The sequence below is a fragment of the Taylorella asinigenitalis ATCC 700933 genome, assembly GCF_000687755.1.
GTDB lineage: Bacteria > Pseudomonadota > Gammaproteobacteria > Burkholderiales > Burkholderiaceae_B > Taylorella > Taylorella asinigenitalis.
The window spans coordinates 1-5,463 of the sequence record NZ_JHXN01000024.1 but is presented as its reverse complement, the minus strand read 5'-3'; the positions used below and the strand labels follow the sequence as shown (position 1 = coordinate 5,463).

The 5,463-nt window shown below is 71.0% G+C and carries 3 protein-coding genes; all 3 read left to right on the top strand.

What is annotated here, in order from left to right:
- Window positions 1–1,151: type 2 periplasmic-binding domain-containing protein (locus T432_RS08890; protein WP_162150133.1), on the top strand; the 1,151-nt coding region annotated here is incomplete at its 5' end.
- Between the two features lie 62 nt (window positions 1,152–1,213).
- Window positions 1,214–3,937 (top strand): DUF11 domain-containing protein, encoded by a 2,724-nt coding sequence (locus tag T432_RS08885; RefSeq protein ID WP_027480374.1) that lies wholly within the window; start codon window positions 1,214–1,216, stop codon window positions 3,935–3,937.
- Window positions 3,938–5,463: hypothetical protein (locus T432_RS08880; RefSeq protein ID WP_044971271.1), on the top strand; the 1,526-nt coding region annotated here is incomplete at its 3' end. It abuts the gene before it with no gap.

The window sequence follows — 5,463 nt, the reverse complement described above, 5'->3', positions numbered from 1 at the left end:
GTATCGGCAGCACCAGCGGCACGCAGCCCCCGGTGGTCGTGGACGCCAGTGGCAACCAGTACGCCTACCCCAAGGCGGACGCCGAGACCGTCAACCCCGACAGCGTCACCATGACGACCATCATCACCAACCCCAACCCCACGGCGGCGACCTATGAACTGGTGCCGGACCTGAGCGGGCTGCCCGCCGGGGTCACGGTGACCTTTACCGACGCGAACGGCAACCCGCTGCCCGACACCGACGGCAACGGGCGACCGGAAGTGACGGCGGGGCCCAACGGCGGCACCGCCACCTACAGGGTCGTGGTGACTTACCCCGACACCGAGAGCGCCGCCGCCGTGGCCGGGCCCATCAGGATACCGGTGGGCGTAGACGGCAACCGCGACGGAATCGTGGACGCGACCGTGACCTACAACGTGCTGCTGTCCAACCTGAAGTTCGGCAACACCAACGGCACGGCGCTGGGCGTTTCCGACGTGCCGGTGACCCGCACCGTCACGCAGCCTTCGGTGACCACCGCCGTCGTGTTCCCGATGGACCTTTTCAACGACGGCGCCTACGACGGCAACTACGCGCTCTCGGGCAGCACTCCGATCGGCCCGGTGAAGTACTACGCCACCAACCCCGACACCGACGGTGACGGCGTCCTGTCCCCCGCCGAACTCGCGGCGCTGCCCGCCGAGATCGCCAGCACCGGCGCCGTGCCGGTCAAGACCGAGAAGACCGTGTACGCGGTGGTCACGATTCCTGCCGGTCAGGCCCCCGGTGATTACATGGTCACGCAGACCGCCACCGGCTCGCTCAGCGGCACCACCAAGTCCTTTAACACCGACAAGGTCACGGTTACTTCGCCGAACGGTTCGCTGCTCATTGCCAAGCGGGTCACGACGCCGGGCACCACTACGCCCAGCCTGAACGCGACTGCCAATCCGGGCGACGCGGTGTCGTACACCGTGACGGCCACCAACAACTACAACACCAGCCTCTACGGTCTGGTGCTGCGCGACCCCAGCAGCAACAACCTGGGCAGCTTCAGCAGCAGCAACGTCTTTGGCTTCATCAAGCCGAGCAGCCTGAGGGGCCAAGTGCGGCGCCTCTCCCTGTCCCTAAGCACTCAGCGCCCGAACATCCAACACGAGACTCTTTTTTGATTTCTGCCTTTTTGGCTGTCTCTTTTTCTCTTTTTTCGTTTTTCCCCGAAGGAGAATGCCCGATGAAGTCCATGCTCAGACTCTGCCTGCCCCTGTGCTGCGCCGCTGCCTGCCTTGCCGGAGCCGCGCCGGCGGGCACCGTGATTCAGAACCAGGCCAGCGCCCAGTTCAGCCTGCCGGGAGGCGGCGCCGGGCTGGTGAACTCCGAGCCGGCGCAGCTGCTGGTCAATGCGGTCTGCCGCGTGCAGGTGACGCCGGACGGCACCCCCCAGGCGCCGGGGCAGCGGCTCACGGTGCGGGCGGGCGAGCCGGCCACCTTGCGCTATGAGCTGAGCAACGCGGGCAACGGTCCCGCCACCTTCACCCTGAGCGCGCAGGCGCTGGACGGCGCTTTTACCCCGAATCTCACGACCTTTGTGGACGCGAACGGCGACGGGCAGCCGCAGCCGGGTGAACAGGCCGAGCAGCTCACCCTCGGCGCGGGGGCGAGTGCAGCAGTATTGCTGGTGGCCGTCGTGCCCGCCGGGGCAAGCGGCGCGGCGCTGGTCAACCTGACGGCCCAGTGTCCGGGGGGGGCTCAGGACGACAACAACGTCGCTCAGCTCGTGGCCACGCCCCCACCGCACCTCGAACTTCGCAAGGCCTTCGGCGCCGAGCGGCTGCGGCCCGGTGACCAGACCGGCGTGACGGTCACGGCCACCAACACGGGGGCCGGCGCGGCGCCGGATGTGGTGCTCGAAGATCCGCTGGGCCAGCAACTGGACGCGGGGCTCGCCTACGTGCCCGGCAGCGCCCGAACCGACCGGGGTCGGCTGGAATACAGCGCGGACGGCGCGTCGTGGCAGGCCGCCGAGCCCGCCGCCGTGCGGGGCGTGCGCGTGCAGGCCGGCACCCTGGAGCCCGGCGAGCAGACCACCCTCACCTTCCGTATGGAGGCCCGACCCAGCGCCGAAAACCTCCTGCTGAACAATGTCGCCACCGTCAGCAGCGTGACCGGAGAAGGAGCGCAGGCCAGCGACACGCTCGACGTGCGCTTCCTGCCGGGGGTGGCCCTCGGGCCGCTGGGGCAGCCGCTGGCGCCGGAAGGCACCGCCGCTGACGGGCAGACTCTTGTCTTTGCCGTCACGGGCGAGCCCGCCTGCTTCGACCACACCGTGCAAAACACCGGGGACGTGACCGACATGTTCCGCCTGAGTGTGAGCGTCACGCAGGGGCAGGCCACGCCTCAGCTGCTGGGCGCGGCGGGCGAACCGTTGCCGCAGCCCTTCACGCTGGCCCCCGGCGAGCAGCGGCAGGTGCGGGTCTGCTACGACCTGCGGAGCGCGCAACCGCTCACCGCGCAGGTCATTGCGCAGGGCGAGCGCGGCACCAGCAACGCCACCGCCGACCTGATTCGCCGGGTCGAGACGCAGCGACCTGGGCTGCGCAAAACCGTGAGCAAGGTGGGCGCGCCGGACTGGGCACCGGGAAGCGCCGTGACCAGCGGCGATGAGCTGGAATACACCCTGAGCGTGACCAACCCCTACGCGCAGCCGCTCGCGGGCGTGCAGGTGCTCGACCCACTGCCCGCCGGAACCGAGTTTGTCAGCGCTTCGGACGGCGGCGCACTGCTTGGTGCGGCGAGCGCAGCGCAGGTCGCGTGGACCCTGGGCGACCTACCTGCCGGGGCGACCCGGACCCTCACGCTGCGGGTGCGGGTGGGCCGCGACGTGCGTGACGACCAGGAACTGCGCAACGTGTTCGAGCTGACCAGCAGTGAACTGCCGGCGCCCCTGCACAGCAACGCCGCGAGCGCGGTCGTCTGGAACACGGCGCCGCTGCTCAGCAAGACCCTCGACCGCCGCGACGCCGCGCCCGGCGACCTGCTGACCTACACCCTGACTCTGAAAAACCCGTCGGCGAGCACCGCCCTGGTGGACTTGGTGATCACCGACACGCCCGCCGCGGCGCTGAAGTACGTGACCGGCACCAGCCGCCTGGCAGGTGTGCCCACCGCCGACCCCGCCGAGAACGGCGGCGAGCTTCAGTGGCGCGTGCCGCGGCTGGGCGCCGGCGAGAGCCTCACCCTGAGCTACGGCCTGCGGGTGCTGCCCGGCGCGGCGGGTGAGCTGCTCAACACTGCGGTCCTGCGCGGCTACGGCGAGCAGACGCACGCCGTGGCGGTGGCGAGCAACCGGGCGCAGGTGAGCGCCACCCTCAAGCTGCTGAACTTTGCGCCGCTCGGCGACGTGCTGGGCACGGTGTACCTCGACGCCAACGGCAACCGGCGACTCGACGAAGGCGAAACGGTCCTCAGCGGCGCCCGGGTGGCGCTGGCGGGCGGGCGGCTGGCCCTGACCGACAGCCGGGGGCGCTACCACTTCGGCAACGTGGACCTCGGCACGCAGGCGCTGCGGCTCGACCTGGGCAGCGTGCCGGCGGTGCGCGACCCCGGCACCCAGGTGGTGCAGGTCCAGGGCCTGACCACGGTGGATTTCCCGCTGCGCGCGCTGGCCGCACTCCAGGTGAAACGTGACTTGAGGGTGCAGGTGGGCGAGTTGACCCTCACCAAGCGCCTGACTGAGATTCCCGGCGGCTACCGCGTGACCACCACGCTTCAGAGCCCGGTCGCGCTCGCCGAGGTCGCCTGGACCGACCCGCTGCCCGCCGGAGCTGCCCTCGTGAGTGGGCAAAACGTGCGCCGCGAGCGCTTGAGTGCCGGCAGCACGACTTGGACCTACGACCTGCGCTGGAGCGGGCCCCCCTCGGCGGCGCTCACCGATCCCGTTCTCAAGGTGGTGAAGTAAATGGCCTTCCGGACTCCTCTCTTTTCGCTGGTCACGCTGAGTGCGCTGCTGAGCATGGCCCCCGCCAGGGCCGCCGCGCCCGCCCTCACCCCTCCTACCCAGGGCGCCGAGCAGGCCCTCTCGGTCAGTACCCTGCGGCTGAGCTTCGACCTGAGCGCCGCCCGCGAGGAAGGCCAGGAACTCGGCGGCGCGGCGCTGTGGCAGGGCGGAGACCTGCTGGTCGCGCAGCCGGTGCCCGCCGGGGCGAAGGTGGTGCCGGGCAGCAGCCGGCTGGGGGACCGTCCCCTCCCCGACCCGACCCGCAGCGCCCGCGGCGTGCTGTACTGGACCGTGCCGCTGCGCGACCTGCCCGCAGGCGCCAGTGAACTCAGTTATCAGGTCACGCACACTCAGGCGCTCGCCGCGCTGCCCGACGCGGCGCTGAGCCTGCGTGGTGACAGCGGCACGTTGCGGCTGGTGGGCAACCTCGACCCCGGCGACTACGGCCTGGCGAGCGCCCTGCCGGTGGACGGCGCCGAGAACCCCGGCAGCGTCAAACTGCCGCTCGACGGCAGCCAGTTGCGTCAGACCAATCAGTTCACGCTGGTGGTCGAAACGGACCCCGCCAGCACCGAGCTGCCCCGCGTCAACGGCGTGCCGGTGTCTGCCGCGCAACTCGGCCATGTGCGCCCCAGCGCGGACGGCCAGCGGGAGCGCCGCAGCTACTACGCCCTGCCGGTGCATCCGGGCAAGAACCTCATCGAGTTCGGCCGCGAGCAGGTCACGCTGAACTACGCCGGGCCGACCGTGCGCTACGAGGTCACGCCCCTGAGTGCCCAGGCCGACGGCAGCACGCCAGTGCGGGTGCGGATCCGGGCGCTCGACGCTGCCGGCCTGCCTGCCGAGCAGCCGACCGTGACGCTGCGCACCTCTGCCGAGCCGCTGCGCCCCGACGCCCGCCCGGGCGAGGTGGGCTATCAGCTCGAACTTCATAACGGTGAGGGCGTGCTGGAACTGCGTCCCCAGATCACGCCCACGGCCCTGCGTCTGGAACTGCTGCGCGACCAGCAGGTCAGCGAGTTTCGGGTAGACGTGCGGCCCGGCGGCGCGGCCCTGGGGGTGGGGCTGGTCAGCGCGGCGGTGGGGCTGGGGGGAACCCTGCCGCTGGCGCAACGCCTGCACGTTCAGGCGCGGGCCTACTACGAGGGACCGCTGGCCGGCGGGCAACTGTACGTCGCGGCGGACAGCGCGGGGCTGCCCCGCGAAGACAGCGGCAAGGCCAGGGGCCTGACCTACGGCGACAGCAGCAGCGAGGCGGTGCCCCTGCGCGGCAGTGACCCGGTGGCCGCCCTCTACGAGCATCCCGCTTTCCGGGTGGCCTACCGTGACCAGGAGGTGCCGGTCAACGTGGTGCCGCTGCCTGGCCGGATGACGGCCCTGAGTGCGAGCACCAAGGGCAACGTGCGGGTCTCGGGCTTCGCGGCGCTGCTGCCCGGCGACCTGGTGCAGGCGCAGGTGCTGCGGCCTGACGGCACCCGGCTGCTGCG

Coding starts and splice junctions, on each gene's coding strand:
- T432_RS08885 (WP_027480374.1), top strand. CDS start 1,214: ATGAAGTCCATGCTCAGACTCTGCCTGCCCCTGTGCTGCGCCGCTGCC.